At 64.5% G+C, this 15,601-nt stretch carries 12 protein-coding genes; 7 read left to right on the top strand and 5 right to left on the bottom strand.

Annotation, left to right across the window (positions count from 1 at the left end; translation table 11 throughout):
- Positions 1-73: 73 nt before the first annotated feature.
- The gene (locus FHP89_RS07945; RefSeq protein WP_144172860.1) at positions 74-973 is read right to left on the bottom strand and encodes a LysR family transcriptional regulator; all 900 of its coding nucleotides are present in this window, start codon (positions 971-973) and stop codon (positions 74-76) included.
- Between the two features lie 108 nt (positions 974-1,081).
- Here FHP89_RS07945 and FHP89_RS07940 point away from each other — a divergent pair, with 108 nt between their 5' ends.
- The 4 genes from FHP89_RS07940 (at position 1,082) to FHP89_RS07925 (ending at position 4,183) form a co-directional block, all read left to right on the top strand.
- Positions 1,082-1,513 carry a DoxX family protein gene (locus FHP89_RS07940; protein WP_144172857.1) on the top strand — a complete coding sequence of 144 codons (432 nt, stop codon included), beginning with the start codon at positions 1,082-1,084 and terminating at the stop codon, positions 1,511-1,513.
- 31 nt (positions 1,514-1,544) lie between these two features.
- The gene (gstA, locus tag FHP89_RS07935; RefSeq protein ID WP_144172855.1) at positions 1,545-2,153 is read left to right on the top strand and encodes a glutathione transferase GstA; all 609 of its coding nucleotides are present in this window, start codon (positions 1,545-1,547) and stop codon (positions 2,151-2,153) included.
- Between the two features lie 47 nt (positions 2,154-2,200).
- Complete coding sequence (locus FHP89_RS07930) at positions 2,201-2,602, top strand: tautomerase family protein (protein WP_144172853.1); 402 nt, start codon at positions 2,201-2,203, stop codon at positions 2,600-2,602.
- 147 nt (positions 2,603-2,749) lie between these two features.
- Positions 2,750-4,183, top strand: a complete 1,434-nt coding sequence (locus FHP89_RS07925; protein WP_144172851.1) for an aldehyde dehydrogenase family protein — start codon at positions 2,750-2,752, stop codon at positions 4,181-4,183.
- Positions 4,184-4,218: 35 nt separating this feature from the next.
- Here the strand turns inward: FHP89_RS07925 and FHP89_RS07920 are convergent, their stop codons facing one another.
- The 3 genes from FHP89_RS07920 to FHP89_RS07910 form a co-directional block, all read right to left on the bottom strand.
- Positions 4,219-5,712 (bottom strand): amino acid racemase, encoded by a 1,494-nt coding sequence (locus FHP89_RS07920; RefSeq protein ID WP_260851517.1) that lies wholly within the window; start codon positions 5,710-5,712, stop codon positions 4,219-4,221.
- A 108-nt stretch (positions 5,713-5,820) separates the two neighbouring features.
- Positions 5,821-7,164 (bottom strand): dicarboxylate/amino acid:cation symporter, encoded by a 1,344-nt coding sequence (locus FHP89_RS07915; protein WP_222105340.1) that lies wholly within the window; start codon positions 7,162-7,164, stop codon positions 5,821-5,823.
- Positions 7,161-7,340, bottom strand: a complete 180-nt coding sequence (locus FHP89_RS07910) for a hypothetical protein (protein ID WP_144172847.1) — start codon at positions 7,338-7,340, stop codon at positions 7,161-7,163. Before FHP89_RS07910 ends, FHP89_RS07915 begins: the two co-directional genes overlap by 4 nt.
- An 86-nt stretch (positions 7,341-7,426) precedes the next feature.
- On the opposite strand from FHP89_RS07910, the gene FHP89_RS07905 reads away from it, so the two are divergent.
- Both FHP89_RS07905 and aspA read left to right on the top strand, forming a co-directional pair.
- On the top strand, positions 7,427-8,347 hold the full coding sequence (locus FHP89_RS07905; RefSeq protein WP_186300173.1) for a LysR substrate-binding domain-containing protein: 921 nt from the start codon (positions 7,427-7,429) through the stop codon (positions 8,345-8,347).
- Positions 8,348-8,423: 76 nt separating this feature from the next.
- Positions 8,424-9,827 carry an aspartate ammonia-lyase gene (gene aspA, locus FHP89_RS07900; RefSeq protein WP_144172843.1) on the top strand — a complete coding sequence of 468 codons (1,404 nt, stop codon included), beginning with the start codon at positions 8,424-8,426 and terminating at the stop codon, positions 9,825-9,827.
- Between the two features lie 231 nt (positions 9,828-10,058).
- Here aspA and FHP89_RS07895 read toward each other — a convergent pair whose 3' ends face one another.
- Positions 10,059-12,656 carry a bifunctional aconitate hydratase 2/2-methylisocitrate dehydratase gene (locus FHP89_RS07895; RefSeq protein ID WP_144172841.1) on the bottom strand — a complete coding sequence of 866 codons (2,598 nt, stop codon included), beginning with the start codon at positions 12,654-12,656 and terminating at the stop codon, positions 10,059-10,061.
- 239 nt (positions 12,657-12,895) lie between these two features.
- Between FHP89_RS07895 and acnA the strand changes: the two genes are divergently transcribed.
- Positions 12,896-15,583: an aconitate hydratase AcnA gene (gene acnA / locus FHP89_RS07890; RefSeq protein ID WP_144172839.1), complete on the top strand. Its 2,688-nt coding sequence runs from the start codon at positions 12,896-12,898 to the stop codon at positions 15,581-15,583.
- Positions 15,584-15,601 lie beyond the last annotated feature (18 nt).

The following is a 15,601-nucleotide window of genomic DNA, read 5'->3' as shown; positions in this document are numbered from 1 at the left end:
GGCGCACTGCAGCAGGCGCGACATTGTGAGCATCCACAGTTAACGCGCAGGGCATCCGTGATAACCGACACCTCTATGTTGCGTCGCCCGTGGCAAACCAGTCGGTCAGAAAACTCACCAGCGCCTGCACCTTGGCGGACAAATAGCGCCGGCTCGGATACACCGCATGGATCGGCAACTCGCGGTACGACCACTCGGGCAGCAAGGCCTCCAGCCGACCGCTATCGAGCAAGGGCCTCGCCAGAAAATCGGGCACATGCACGATGCCGTCACCACAGGCCGCCATCTCGGCGAGCAACATGCCGTTGTTGGCGCGCACCGCCCCATTGATACGCACCGCACAGGTCTCGCCCTGCGCGCCTTCGAACTGCCACAAGTTGCCGGTGGCGGCGTAGCTGTAACCCAGACAGTTGTGATCAGCCAGCGCCTCGGGGTGCATCGGCACGCCATGCGTTTTCAGATACGCCGGCGACGCCGCCAACACCAGGCGCGCTGTGTCGATCCGCCGGGCCACCAGATTGTCGCTCCCCAGTCGCCCGGCCCGGATCGCCAGATCCAGACCTTCGTCGACGAAGTCCGCCACGTTGTCCGACAAAGCCACATCCAGCGTTACCTCGGGGTAGCGTTGCTGAAACGCCGCCAAGGCCGGCGCCAGACGATGAATCGACAGCGCAATCGGCGCGGACAATCGCAATCGTCCGGTTGGCCGATGCGCCTCGCCAGCCACCGCGGCCTCCGTCTCGTCGAGATCGATCAGCAATTGCACGCAACGCTCAAAGTAAGCCTGCCCGGCATCGGTCGCGCTCACCTTGCGCGTCGTGCGATTGAGCAGGCGCACATTCAAATGCGTTTCAAGTTGCGCCACATGCCGCGACACCGCCGACGTGGACACCCCCAACTGCGTGGCTGCAGCGGCGAACCCGCCGGCCTCGACCACCGCACAGAACACCCGCATCGCCTCGATTCGATCCATTCGACTATCCCAATTTCTGCAACAGTGATTTGATGGTTAGCCAGTTTATCCAATATCAAGGGATGGATAGACTTCAGTTCATCGCATCCCCAACCCACGGAGCCTGTCATGCAAACCCAAACCAATACCACCGAACTGGGCATCGCCCTGCTACGCGTCACGCTGGGCGTGATGTTCATCGCCCACGCCTTGCTCAAACTTCTGGTCTACACCCTCCCGGGCACGGCCGGCTTCTTCGAGTCGGTCGGCCTGCCAGGCGTGCTGGCCTATGTGGTCACCCCGGTCGAACTCCTCGGCGGTATCGCGCTGGTTGCCGGCCTGAAGACCCGGTGGGTGAGCCTCGCCCTGTTGCCGGTTCTGATCGGCGCCGCCAGTGTTCACGCCGGCAACGGCTGGGTGTTCAGCGCACCGAACGGAGGATGGGAATACCCTGTCTATCTGGTCATCGCCGCGCTGGCTCAAGCCCTGCTCGGCAGCGGCGCCTTCGCGCTCGACAACTCCCGCCAAATCCAACTACCCCACCTCGGTCAGACCGCATAAAACGCCCCACCCCCACCCACGGAGAACCCCCATGAAGCTCTATTTCGCCCCTGGCACCTGCTCCCACTCCCCGCACATCGCCCTGCGCGAAGCGGGCCTGCCCTTCGAGCTGGTGCGTGTCGACCTCAAGACCAAGAAAACCGCTGACGGCCGCGACTACCTGGCCATCAGCCCCAACGGCTATGTGCCGGCACTTGAACTCGACGACGGCACCATCCTCACCGAAGGCCCGGCCATCGTGCAGTACATCGCCGACCAGGCGCCCGACAGCGGTCTTGCCCCGGCAAACGGCACCATCGCGCGCTACCAGCTGCAGTCGGTGCTCGGCCTGATCAACTCCGAAATCCACAAAGGCTTCTCGCCGCTGTTCAAGCCCGACACGCCGGAAGCCACCAAAACCGCTGCCAAAACCCATCTGGCCAACCGCATCGGCAGCATCGCCAAGCGACTCGAAGGCCAGGACTATCTGACCGGCAATCAATTCACCGTCGCCGACGGCTACCTCTACACCGTGCTCGGCTGGGGGCAGTTCGTCGATGTGGATGTCCATCGCTGGCCGGCGATCACCGCATTCCTGGAACGCGTTGCCGCCCGTCCGAGTATTCAGGCCGCGCGCGAAGCCGAAGGCCTCAACGCCTGAGCCCCCCTGCCCGCCCCACCCGGGGCGGGTTTAACGGAGACCGCAACATGCCTTATCTGCACCTGCGCCTCGCCGCAGCGGCATCGGACACGCTCGCCGAAAAGGCCAGTGCCGTGCTGCTCGAACACACCACCACGCTGCTCGGCAAAAAACCCGAGGTCACCGCCATCCGCGTCGAATTTGTCGATCCGCGACACTGGCGAATCGGCGGCGTCGCCCTCGCACACAGCGGTCGCGGCGCCTTTCATCTCGACATCAAGATCACCGAAGGCACCAACACCAAGGCGCAGAAGGCGAGCTACGTGCAGCGCGTGTTCAACGACCTCGCCGCGCTACTCCCGGACTGCGCCCCGACCAGCTACATCGTCATCGACGATGTGCGCGCCGACGCCTGGGGCTTCGGCGGACGCACGCAGGAAGCCCGTTTCATCCAGCGCCAGGCGCTGTAACGCGCACTCGCCAAACAAAGGCCACCCAGCGTCGGGTGGCCTCTTTCATGTCGCACGCCGCGCACCGAGCGGCGCTTTGCGCCCGCCGCAGCAAAACGCGAAAACAGGCATCATTCGGACATCACCCCGAACACAGAGAGTCCGTCCATGCTCGAAAAGCGCCAGTTCTATATCAACGGCCAATGGGTCGCTCCCAAGCACGCCAAGGATCTCGAGGTCATCAACCCGAGCACCGAGCAGGCCTGCGCCGTCATCTCGCTCGGCGACCAGGCCGACACCGATGCCGCCGTCGCCGCCGCCCGCGCCGCCTTCCCGGCCTGGCGCGACAAGACGCTGGACGAGCGACTGAGCTATATCGACGCGCTGCTGCGCATCTACACCGAGCGCGCCGACGAGATGGCCGCCACCATCTCGCTCGAAATGGGCGCCCCGATCGACCTCGCCAAAATGGCGCAGAGCGCCGCCGGCGCCGGCCATATCAAGACCTTCCTGCGCGCCGCGCGCAGCTTCGCCTTCGAGCGGCCGCTCGGCGAGCACGCGCCGAGCACCCGCATCCGCTACGAGCCGATTGGCGTCTGCGGTCTGATCACGCCGTGGAACTGGCCGATGAACCAGGTCACGCTCAAGGTCATCCCCGCGCTCGCCACCGGCTGCACCGTGGTGCTCAAGCCTTCGGAAATTGCCCCGCTGTCATCGATGCTGTTTGCCGACATGATCGATGCGGCCGGCTTTCCGGCGGGCGTGTTCAATCTGGTCAATGGTGACGGCCCCGGCGTCGGCACGCAGCTGTCGGGCCACCCGGAGGTGGACATGATCTCCTTCACTGGCTCGACCCGCGCCGGCGTCGCCATCTCCAAAAACGCCGCCGACACCGTCAAGCGCGTCAGCCTGGAACTCGGCGGCAAGGGCGCCAATCTGATCTTTGCCGATGCGGATGAAAAGGCGGTGGTGCGCGGTGTGCGCCGCTGCTTCGGCAACTCGGGGCAGTCCTGCAACGCGCCGACGCGCATGCTGGTCGAGCGGTCCATTTACGATCAAGCCGTCGCCACCGCCGCACAGGTTGCCCAAAGCACGGCGGTCGACCTCGCCGCGAACGAAGGCCCGCACATCGGCCCGGTCGTCTCCGCCGCCCAGTTCGACAAGATCCAGCGCCTCATCCAGACCGGCATCGACGAAGGCGCCCGCCTCGTCGCCGGGGGCCCCGGCAAACCCGAAGGCCGCGACACCGGCTACTTCGTGCGTCCAACCGTGTTCGCCGACGTCACCAACACCATGACCATCGCCCGTGAAGAAATCTTCGGCCCGGTGCTCAGCCTTATCCCCTTCGATACCGAAGAAGACGCCATCGCCATCGCCAACGACAGCCCCTACGGCCTCACCCACTATCTGCAAACGCAAGACCCGGCCCGCGTAAAACGCGTCGCCAGCGCCCTGCGCGCCGGCATGGTCGAGGTCAACGGCAAGCCGCTCGGCGCAGGCGCGCCCTTTGGCGGCTACAAGCAGTCAGGCAACGGGCGCGAAGGCGGGGTGTGGGGCCTGGAGGATTTTCTGGAGGTGAAGGCGGTCAGCGACTGGCAGTGAGCCGCTGACAATGTCGCCATGCCGGGTGCGTCACGTTACGCCGCCCCGGCCGCGATCGCCTCGGAACGACGTTCGCGCGCTGCCGCAGCGAGCGCTACGCAACGTCCAGCCAGAATAGCCGTCGGGTCGATCAACGGAAGACGCGACTCACCCGTCTGGTCCAGTTCAATCAGCGGCAGCTCCGTGCAGCCCAGCACGATAACTTCGGCGCCGCGCGCTTGCAGATGGGTGATCGCATCGGTCAGATGTGCGGTGCACTCACCGTTCGTGAAGCCAGCCTTGACACCGTTGGCGCCGTAGATGGATTCCATGACCCGCGCCTGCATGGCGTCGTCCGGCACCACCTGCTTGAGCCCGGCGGCTTCGATCACGCTTTTATAGACGCCGCTGGTCACCGTGCCCGAGGTGGCGAGCAAGCCCACCTGAGTGACGGCGGGCTGAGTCTCGCGAATGTGGCGCACGACTTCGGACAACATGTTGACGATGGGAATGTCGAGATACGGCTGGATCCGGTCGACATAGGCGTGCGCGGTGTTGCACGGGATGGCCACCGCGTCGGCGCCGTCGGCCTTGAGCCGCATGCAGGTGGCGAGCAGCGGAATGGTGGGGTCGTCGCCGCTGCCGATCAGGTTGGCGGTGCGGTCGGGAATCTGCGGATTCTGTTCGACGACCATCTTGATGTGGTCCTGGTCGCGGGCGGCGGCGGTGAGTTTGACGACCTTGCGCATGAAATCGACCGTCGCAGCCGGGCCAACGCCACCCACCACACCGAGCTTGAACTCCCGGCTCGGCGTGGCGGCATCGATGCCCAGCGCGTACTCGGCATACAGCAGATTGGAGTCGAGCAAGGGCACCGGCACCAGCGGGCGCAGCGAATCGATGAGCACCGGGATTTCGGTCATGCCGGGGACGATGACTTCGGCCCCCGCATCGATCAGTCGCAAGCAGGCTTCGAGCAGCAGGTGCTGACACTCGCCGCCGTGGTGACCGGCCCGCACGCCGTTTGGCCCGTAGATGGCCTGCATGACCGTATTGACCTGCGTCTCTTCATCCGGATAAATGATCTGCGCAAAGGGGCCGATCTCACGCTCGAACATGCCGGCGCGTTTGAGGAAGGTGGAGGTCAGCACACCGATCTTGCGCACGCCACTCAGTTCGGTGGTGACATGCCGGCGCAAGGCGTCAAACACACTGACCACCTGGAGATTGACCTCGGGCGTGATCTCGCGCAGGAAGGTGTGCGACAGGAAACACGGCACCAGGGCAGTGTCGATACCGCGCGCTTCCATGTCCTTGAGCGCGTTGTAGACATAGAACTTGCGACGCGTTGGATCGTAGTTGCCATCGGCCACGATCGCGCCCTCGCCAAAATGCCGCTGCTCGAAGGCGATGTCGGTGCCGGACAGGCTGGACATGCGCTGCGCCGTGCGAATCATCTTCAGCAAAACGTCGGCGCCACCGAGCGCGCCCAGGCCACCGACAATGCCGAAACGTCGTTTCTTGGGATCGAGAGATGCGTGATTCGCCACTGGCTTCATTCCATTCATGATGATCAAGGGCCGGTTGGGCATGTTCGATCAAAAATCAAACAAACACCAACCGGCCCTGACGAAACAACCGAACTTTCCGATTTTTTCTTACGAGGCTGCGCGCGCGGTCTCCGGTGCCGGTGCCACACCCGTCGGGCTCAGATCATCCGCCCGCAGTACATGGGCAGTGTCGTACACAGCCTGATCGAGCTGGCCTTCGCTGCGCGCCACGGTGACGCTCACCGCGGTATCGCCAGCGACGTTCAGTGCCGTGCGAGCCATATCGAGAATGCGGTCGATACCGGCAATGATCGCGATGCCTTCGAGCGGCAGGCCGACCGATGCGAGCACCAGCGACAGCATGATCAGGCCAGCACCCGGCACGCCGGCGGTGCCGATGGAAGCCAGCGTAGCGGTCAGCACGATGGTCAGGTACTGACCCGAGTTCAGATCCACGCCGTAAGCCTGAGCGATAAAGACCGCGCACACGCCTTGGTACAGCGCCGTGCCGTCCATGTTGATGGTCGCGCCCAGCGGCAGGACAAAGCTCGACACGCTGCGCGGCACGCCAAGATTGCGCTCTGCCGCCATCATGCTCACTGGCAAGGTGCCCGAGCTGGAGGTGCTGGTGAAAGCCACCATCACCGGCTCGATGCAGCCCTGGAAGTAGCGCACCGGATTCAGGCGCGCCAGCACACGAATCATGCCGCCATACACCACCACCGCATGGACCAGGCAGCCGAGGTAGACCATGGCAATCACTTTGGCCAAGGGGGCGAGCACATCCATGCCGTAAGTGCCGGCCACCCAGATCATCAGCGCAAACACACCATAGGGCGCGAAGGAAATGACCACCGAGGTCAGCTTGTAGATGACCTCTGCAGCGGATTCGAAAAACACGCGCACCGGCTTGGCTGCGTCGCCCGCCAGGGTGATGGACAGACCGAACAGGATCGCAAACACGATGATCTGCAGCACGTTGCCGGTGGCAAAGGCTTCGATCGGGTTGGTCGGTACGATACCGATGAGGATGTTGACCAGGCTCGGCGCCTCCTTGGCTGCCACTGCCTTGGCGGACCCCAGATCGACACCCACGCCCGGCTCAAACACCACGGCCAATGCGAGGCCAATGGTGATTGCCACGGCGGTTGTGCCCAGATAAAGCACCACGGTCTTGAGACTGAGCCGGCCCATGGTGGAGAGGTTCTGCAGCGAGGCCACCCCGGTCACCAGAGACACGAAGATCAGCGGCACGATCAGCATCTTGATGCCGCGAATGAACAGATCACCCAAGGGCTTGACGCTCTTGGCGATATCCGCATTGCCCGTCTGGTTCAGCAAGACACCGATAATCAGACCCGCGACCAGCGCGATGAAGATCTGCTTCCACAACTGCATGCCGGTCCAGAACGCGAATGGGCCGCGTGCTGCTGGCGTGTTTGGTTTTGTCATCCTTGTCTCCTGATCTGCTCACCCGAGCGTGGCGAACACTGTCTGTTGTCGAACGGCGCGACGACTTGCGGCGCCTTCTTCTTGTGGGGCAGTCGCACCATGTTGCCGATCTGCCGGTAGGAGTGGTTATACGGCGCCTCGCCGCCCTTGCCCAATTCTTCTTTTCGATGCGCCATGCTGAATTTGCATGGGTGCGCCCACCCGCGGATTCACACGGTGTAATCTGCTCCCTATCGAACTGCGCACCCCCCGGGAGATCCGCATGGAAATGAACTGGCTGGAGGACTTCCTCACCTTGTCGGTGACGCGCAACTTCTCGCGCGCGGCAGAGTTGCGCAACGTCACGCAGCCCGCCTTCAGCCGCCGCATCCGCAACCTGGAGTATTGGGTCGGCGCCGTGCTGATCGACCGCAGTCTCTTCCCCGTGGGGCTCACCCAGGCAGGCGAGGCCTTCCGCAAAACCGCGCAAGAGGTGCTCGACGTACTGCGCGTCGGACGCGAAGAAGCCCAGGGACTGGTGCCCCGCGCCGGCGAAGTCGTCTCGATTGCCGCCTCGCACACCATCGCCGTGAGCTTCTTTGGCGACTGGCATGCCGGATTACAGGCGCAGATCGGCGCGGTCCGGGCACGGGTGATCGCCGACCACGTCGCCGGCTGCGTCGAAGCCCTGATCTCCGGCTCCTGCGAATTGATGCTCTCGTACAGCAGCCCCGCCTTTCCCAGCCTCACCGAGATCGCCCGCTACCCGTCGGCCGTCCTGGCGTCGGAGCGCCTGATTCCGGTCAGCGCACCGGACGACAAGGGGCGCGCCCGGCACGATCTGCGCACCGGCGCGACCCTGCCCTACCTGTGCTATTCGAGCAACAGCTACCTCGGCCGGGTGACCGCGGCGGTAATCGAGCGCGAAGATCTGAGCAAGCAACTCGAGTTCAGTTACGAATGCTCGATGTCCGATGTGCTCAAGCGCGGCGCATTGGCTGGCGCCGGCATCGCGTGGATTCCCGAGCTCGCCGTGCGTGACGAACTGGCCGCCGGGCTGCTCGTTCAGGCCGGTGCCGACGCACACACCGCGCCGCTGACGATCACCCTGTTCCGGCAATCCGAACCTGCGCGCGGTGAGGTCGAGCGCATCTGGGCGGCCTGCAAGCCGGATGACCCGGCGCCCCATGCATCGCCGGCATAGCGAATTCGCAATCAGCATCAACTCCCTGTCGCGAAGTGCGCAGAATGTGCCGCTCCACCACTCGGCACACCACACCATGTCAAACACCACCCGCACTGAACACGACCTGCTTGGCGACCGTGACGTCCCCAATGACGTCTACTGGGGCATCCACACCCTGCGCGCCATCGAAAACTACCAGATCACCGGCCGCCACATCAGCTCCTACCCCGAGCTCGTCAAGGCGCTGGCCCTGGTTAAGCGCGCTGCCACAGTCGCCAACTGCCAGCTCGGCCATCTCGACCCGCAACACGCAGACGCCATCATCGCCGCCTGCCGCGACATCGAAGACGGCAAGCTGCACGACCAGTTCGTGGTTGACGTCATCCAGGGCGGTGCCGGCACCTCGACCAACATGAACGCCAACGAAGTGATCGCCAACCTGGCGCTCGAGAAGCTGGGCAAGGCCAAGGGCGACTACGCCGCCTTGCACCCGCTCAACCATGTCAACATGTCGCAGAGCACCAATGACGTCTATCCGACGACGCTGAAGCTCGCGATTGTCTTTGCCATCCAGGATCTGTTGAGCGCCATGGCTGCGCTGCATGACGCCTTCTCGGCCAAGGCAACCGAGTTTTCGACCGTGTTGAAGATGGGTCGCACCCAGCTGCAAGACGCCGTGCCGATGACGCTGGGTCAGGAGTTCATGACCTACGCCATCATGGTGCAGGAAGACATGGCCCGCCTGCAGGAAGCGATTGCGCTGATCCAGGAGGTCAACCTCGGCGCCACCGCGATTGGCACCGGCATCAACACCGACATCCGCTACGCCAAGCTCGCCACCGAGCTGCTGTCCGAGTTCTCCGGCGTGCGTCTGGTGCCCGCCCACAACCTCATCGAAGCCACGCAGGACACCGGCTCGTTTGTACAGCTCTCCGGCGTGCTAAAGCGCGTGGCCTGCAAGCTGTCGAAAGTCTGCAACGACCTGCGCCTGCTGTCGTCCGGCCCGCAGGCCGGCTTCAACGAAATCAACCTGCCCGAGCGCGCCGCCGGCTCGTCCATCATGCCGGGCAAGGTCAACCCGATCATCCCCGAAGTGGTCAATCAGATCGCCTACGAGGTCATCGGCAACGACATGACCATCACCATGGCTTCGGAAGCCGGTCAGCTCCAGCTCAATGCCTTCGAGCCGATCATTGCCCACTCGCTGTTCAAGAGCATCGAGCACCTGGCCGCCGGCTGCCGCACGCTGACCGACAACTGCGTGGTCGGCATTACCGCCAACGTCGAGATGCTCGCCGAACGCGTGCGCTGCTCGGCTGGCCTGGCCACCGCGCTGAACCCGCACATCGGTTACGAGCACTCCACCTGGGCGGCGCGTGAAGCACTGCGCAGCGGACGCAGCGTGGCCGAACTGGTGCTCGAAAAAGGACTGATGACGCAGGCAGAACTCGACGACGCGCTGCGCCCCGAGGTGCTGACCGCACCCCGCTCGCACTAAGTCCAACACACTAGCAACACGTCGGCGCGACGCAGTCGCGCCGACAACACCGACTTTCGAGCCGGCCTGACGGGGAGCGCCTCGTGCGTGTCCGGCCGGCTCACTTTCTTCAAACCGCGCCAGAAAGCCTCGCCGCGCGCATCATAAAAAAACGCCACCCGCAGTTCCCTGCCGGTGGCGTTTTTGGTGTTGCTACAGGTCAGCCGAAGCTGACCTGATCAGGCTTGCGGTTCAGGCATCAACCGTATCGGCCACTTCCTGGAAGGCTTCGATCTGGTCGAAGTTCATGTAGCGATACACTTCGCCGGCCTGGGCCTTGAGCGACTCGACCTGGGCCATATACTCCGACGGGGTCGGGATCTTGCCGGTCAGGGCGCACACCGCGGCCAGCTCGGCGGAACCGAGGAAGACCTGAGTGTCGATACCCAGACGGTTCGGGAAGTTACGCGTCGAGGTCGAGATGGCGGTCGAGCCCTTGCGGATCTGCGCCTGGTTACCCATGCACAGCGAGCAGCCCGGGGGCTCCATGCGCGCACCGGTCTTGCCGAGGGTGGAGTAGTAACCTTCCTCGGTCAGGATCATGGCGTCCATCTTGGTCGGCGGGGCCACCCACAGGCGGGTCGGGATGTCCGACTTGCCTTCGAGCACTTTGGCCGCAGCACGGAAGTGACCGATGTTGGTCATGCACGAACCGATGAACACTTCGTCGATCTTGGTGCCGGACACTTCCGACAGCAGCTTGACGTCGTCCGGGTCGTTCGGGCAGGCCACGATCGGCTCGGTGATGTCGGCCAGATCGATGTCGATCACGGCAGCGTATTCGGCATCGGCGTCGCCCGACAGCAGTTCGCCGTTGGCGATCCAGTCTTCCATCGAGGCGATGCGACGCTTGAGCGTGCGGGCATCTTCGTAGCCGTTGGCGATCATCCACTTCATCAGCGTGATGTTCGAGTTCATGTACTCGACGATCGGCGCCTTGTCGAGGTGCACCGTGCAACCGGCGGCGGAGCGCTCGGCGGAGGCGTCGGTCAGCTCGAATGCCTGCTCGACCTTGAGGTTCGGCAAGCCTTCGATTTCGAGGATGCGGCCAGAGAAGATGTTCTTCTTGCCCTTCTTCTCAACCGTCAGCAGACCCTGGCGGATGGCGTACAGCGGGATCGCGCTGACCAGGTCACGCAGGGTGACGCCCGGCTGCAGCTCGCCCTTGAAGCGCACCAGCACGGATTCGGGCATGTCCAGCGGCATCACGCCGGTGGCAGCCGCGAAGGCCACCAGACCGGAACCGGCCGGGAAGGAAATTCCGATCGGGAAACGGGTGTGCGAGTCGCCACCGGTACCGACGGTGTCGGGCAGCAGCAGACGGTTGAGCCAGGAGTGGATCACGCCGTCACCCGGACGCAGCGAGACGCCGCCACGGGTGGACATGAAGCTCGGCAGTTCACGGTGGGTCTTGACGTCGACCAGCTTCGGGTAGGCCGAGGTGTGGCAGAAGGACTGCATCACCAGATCCGCCGAGAAGCCCAGGCAGGCGAGGTCTTTGAGCTCGTCGCGAGTCATCGGGCCGGTGGTGTCCTGGGAGCCGACGGTGGTCATCTTCGGCTCGCAGTAAGTACCGGGACGCACGCCCTGGCCTTCCGGCAGGCCACATGCGCGGCCAACCATCTTCTGGCCCAGCGAGAAACCCTTGCCGGAATCGGCCGGATCTTGCGGCAGACGGAACAGCTTGGAAGCCGGCAGGCCCAGCGCTTCGCGTGCCTTGGCGGTGAGGCCACGACCGATGATCAACGGAATACGGCCACCGGCGCGCACTTCGTCGAGGATGACCGCGGTCTTGAGCTGCGATTCGGCGATTTGCGTGCCGTTCTTGAAGGCGGTGACCTTGGCCGTGGCCTGGTCAACCTTGAGCTCGACCTCGTCGCCCATGTTCATTTCGCCGCAATCGATTTCGATCGGCAGCGCGCCAGCGTCTTCCATGGTGTTGAAGAAGATCGGGGCGATCTTGGAGCCGAGGCACACACCTCCGAAACGCTTGTTCGGCACGAAGGGGATGTCTTCGCCGGTGAACCACAGCACCGAGTTGGTGGCGGACTTGCGGGACGAACCGGTACCGACCACGTCACCGACATAGGCGACCAGGTTGCCCTTGGCGCGCATGTCTTCGATGAACTTGACCGGGCCGCGTACACCGGCTTCTTCCGGCGTGATGCCTTCGCGCGGGTTCTTCAGCATGGCCAGCGCGTGCAGCGGGATGTCGGGGCGGGACCAGGCGTCCGGCGCCGGCGACAGGTCGTCGGTGTTGGTTTCGCCGGTGACCTTGAATACGGTGATCTTCATCGAGGCCGGCACTTCCGGGCGGCTGGTGAACCACTCGGCGTCGGCCCAGGACTGCATCACGGCCTTGGCGTTGGCGCTGCCCTTCTCGGCCAGCTCCTTGACGTCATGGAAGTAATCGAACATCAGCAGGGTCTTTTTCAGGCCCTCTGCGGCGATGCCACCGACGTCTGCATCGTCGAGCACGTCGATCATCGGCTTGATGTTGAAACCGCCGAGCATGGTGCCCAGCAGTTCGACGGCCTTGGCGCGCGAAATCAGGCCACAGGCGAGCTCGCCCTTGGCGACCTGGGCCAGGAACTCGGCCTTGACCTTGGCTGCGTCATCCACACCGGCAGGAACGCGGTAGGTCAGGAGCTCAACCAGGAACGCTTCTTCGCCGGCGGGCGGGTTCTGAAGCAGTTGAACCAGTTCTTCGGTCTGCTGCTTGTCCAGCGGCAGAGCGGGAATGCCAAGCGCTTCGCGCTCGGCGGCATGCTGACGGTAGGCTTGTAGCACGGCGATATCCTTCCTGTAACACAGTGGCAGGGAGCCCCAAGAAACGACCTTGGGGCAAACGATCGAATTATATATCTTTTATAAGACTCAGTTTGGACGAAGCGACTTACGGCACGCTTACGCACCTGCAGCAATTGTAGCGCGCTTGCCGCGCCGGCGTAACGCCTGCGGGAACACCGGGGCGTATCGCGGGTCCGACTTGCTCCAATGCTGCATCCGCCAACCGATCGGAGTCCGTCATGGCCACGCCGCTGCCCAACACCCTCTCGCGCTTTACCACCCCATCCGGCCAGACGGCCCGGTTCCACGACATTCGTGCCCTGGGCCCGGTCGATCGACTCCCCGTCTCGATCCGCATCGTGCTCGAAGCGGTGCTGCGCCACTGCGACGGGAAACGGATCACGTCGGAGCATGTGCAACACCTCGTCAACTGGCAGGCCACTGCCGAGCGCACCGACGAGATCCCGTTTGTGGTCGCTCGCGTGGTGCTGCAGGACTTCACCGGCGTGCCCCTGCTGGTCGACCTGGCCGCCATGCGCAATGTCGCCGAGGCCATGGGCAAGCCACCCAAGCGCATCGAACCCATGGTGCCGGTCGATCTGGTGGTCGACCACTCGGTCCAGGTCGACTACTACGGCACCCCCACCGCCCTGCGCCAGAACATGGACAAGGAGTTCGAGCGCAACGCCGAGCGCTACCAGTTCATGAAGTGGGGCATGCAGGCCTTCGATACGTTCAAGGTGGTGCCGCCGGGGATCGGCATCGTGCATCAGGTCAATCTGGAGCATCTCTTCCACGGCGTGCGCTCCAGCGGTGACGACCTGTATTACCCCGACACCCTGGTCGGCACCGACTCGCACACCACCATGATCAACGGCGTCGGCGTGGTCGGCTGGGGCGTGGGCGGCATCGAGGCTGAAGCCGCCATGCTGGGCCAGCCGGTGTACATCCTCACCCCGGACGTGATCGGGGTCGAACTGACCGGCGCGCTGCCCGAGGGCACCACCGCCACCGACCTGGTGCTGACCGTCACTGAAATGCTGCGGCGCGAAAAAGTGGTCGGCAAGTTCGTAGAGTTCTTCGGCGAGGGCACCGCCAGCCTGTCGGTCACCGACCGCGCCACCATCGCCAACATGGCACCCGAGTATGGCGCCACGATGGGCTTCTTCCCGGTGGACGAAAAGACCGTCGACTACATGCGCAAGACCGGTCGCAGCGACGACGACTGCGAACTGTTCGAAGCCTACTTCCGCGCGCAGGGCATGTTCGGCATTCCCGGCCATGGCGACATCGACTACACCCGCGCCCTGCACCTCGATCTGGCCAGCATCGTCCCCTCGCTCGCCGGCCCCAAGCGCCCGCAAGACCGCATCGCCATGCCCGCCATGCGCGAGCGCTTCGACGCACTGTTTGTTGCCCCGGCCGCCGAAAACGGCTTCAACCGCAGCGCAGAGGCGCTGGCCAAACGCTACCCGACCGCCCTGCCCGGCGTCGATCTGGGCCATGGCGACATCCTCATCGCCGCCATCACCTCCTGCACCAACACCTCCAACCCGGCGGTGATGATCGCTGCCGGTCTGCTGGCGCAAAAAGCGGTGGCGCGCGGCCTGCGCGTCAAGCCGCATATCAAGACCTCGCTGGCACCGGGCTCGCGCGTGGTGACCGACTACCTCACCCGCGCCGGCCTGATCGAACCGCTGGCCGAACTCGGCTTTGCCCTGGCCGGCTACGGCTGCACCACCTGCATCGGCAACTCGGGCGACCTGGCGCCAGAGCTGAACGCCGCCATCGCCGAGCACGACGTGGTGGCCGCCGCGGTGCTCTCGGGCAACCGCAATTTCGAAGCACGCATTCACCCCAACATCCGCGCCAACTACCTCGCCTCGCCGCCGCTGGTCGTGGCCTATGCATTGGCCGGGCGCGCCAACATCGACCTCACCTCCGAGGCGCTGGGCACCGCAGCCGACGGCAGCGCCGTATTCCTCAAAGACCTCTGGCCAACCTCGGACGAGATCAACACCGTGCTGCCCTTTGCGCTCGATCCGGCCACCTTCCGCAAGCGCTATGCCAACTTCTCCGGCGACGTCGATCTATGGACCGACATCCCCGCCCCGACCGGCGATGTCTATGCCTGGCCCGAGTCCACCTACATCGCCCAGCCGCCCTTCTTCGAGGGCTTCGACATGACCCCCCCGCCGCTCACCGACATCACCGGCGCCCGCGCCCTGATGCTGCTCGGCAACTCGGTCACCACCGACCACATCTCGCCCGCCGGCGCCTTCGGCGAGCCGACGCCGGCCGGTCAGTGGCTGCGCGCGCACGGCGTCGAGCGCGCCGACTTCAACTCCTATGGCTCGCGCCGCGGCAACCATGACGTGATGATGCGCGGCACTTTCGCCAACGTACGCATCAAGAACCTGATGCTGCCCGCCGACGCCGACGGTGGGCGGATCGAAGGCGGCTTCACGCTCTTCGACGGCGAACAGACCACGGTCTTCGATGCCGCCGAGCGCTACATGAAAGCCGGCACGCCAACGGTGATCTTCGCCGGCGAGGAATACGGCACCGGCTCCTCGCGCGACTGGGCCGCCAAAGGCACGCAACTGCTGGGCGTGCGCGCGGTGGTGGCGCAAAGCTTCGAGCGCATCCATCGCTCCAACCTGGTCGGCATGGGTGTGCTGCCCTTGCAATTCACTGATGGCGCGAGCTGGCAATCGCTCAAGATCGGTGCGGACGACCGATTCGACATCCTCGGCGTCACCGACGCGCTGGCCCCCCGCCAGACCATCACGCTGCGCATTCATCGCGCCGCGGGCGGCACCGACGAAGTGCCCCTGCTGTCGCGGATCGACACCGAGGTGGAGGTCGCCTACTACCAGCACGGCGGCATCCTGCCCTATGTGCTGCGGGAGATTCTGGCAGACTGACGCGCTCGCCATTTCGCC

This window comes from Denitromonas ohlonensis (assembly GCF_007625205.1).
Lineage (GTDB): Bacteria > Pseudomonadota > Gammaproteobacteria > Burkholderiales > Rhodocyclaceae > Nitrogeniibacter > Nitrogeniibacter ohlonensis.
The sequence above is the reverse complement of the archived record's forward strand: the minus strand, read 5'-3'. Positions and strand labels throughout refer to the sequence as shown.